Origin of the sequence: Enterococcus durans NBRC 100479 = LMG 10746, assembly GCF_001544215.1 — a bacterium.
Taxonomy (GTDB): domain Bacteria; phylum Bacillota; class Bacilli; order Lactobacillales; family Enterococcaceae; genus Enterococcus_B; species Enterococcus_B durans.
In genome coordinates, this window is record NZ_BCQB01000115.1 from 1 (window position 1) to 733 (window position 733).

The 733-nt window shown below is 31.7% G+C and carries 1 protein-coding gene; it reads left to right on the top strand.

Going from position 1 to position 733, the window contains the following annotated elements; all coding sequences use genetic code 11:
• Window positions 1–171 precede the first annotated feature (171 nt).
• On the top strand, window positions 172–733 hold a 562-nt coding region (locus tag ED2_RS14520), incomplete at its 3' end, for an IS3 family transposase (protein ID WP_255209485.1).

Here is a 733-nt window from a genome sequence, read left to right on the forward strand (position 1 = left end):
AACGATTTACAAATGGAAGAATTTATATTTACCTGATCAGTCCACAGGACTGACTGGAAAAGAAGTAGCTGAACTGAGAAAAGAAAATGCTCGTTTAAATGAGGAACTTGAAATCTTAAAAAAAGCCGCAGCCATATTCTCTCGGAAAACCTAAATTCGCTTGTTCAATTTATTGAAAAATGGTGTAAGGATTACACTGTTTCTTTGTTGTGTCGGTTATTAGAAATCCCTAGAAGTGTCTATTATTTTTATAAGAATAAACCGTTGACAGCTACAGAAATCAGAAATAATAAGTTGAAAAAGAAGATTTCAACAATTTTTTTTACGAATAAACAACGCTATGGTGCCACAAAGATCCATCAAGTTTTATTAAAAGAAGGGATTTCAGTATCTCTTAAACATGTCCAAAAGCTAATGAAACAATTAAATTTAAGGTCGATTGTAGTTAAAAAATATAGACCTCAAAGGTCTAATAAACCGATCATTTCAAAAGAGAATCTCTTAAATCAGGACTTTTCTACTGAAACGATCTGTGAGAAATGGGCAGCTGACATTACGTACATTCCTACTAAGAAAAATGGTTGGTGTTACTTATCTTCAATCATGGATTTACACACGAAAAAAATTATTAGTTATACATTTTCAAAACGAATGACTGTGGATTGTGTCATTCAAACATTGAATAAAGCAAAAATACATTATCACATTCCAGAAGGAATGATTCTACACACTG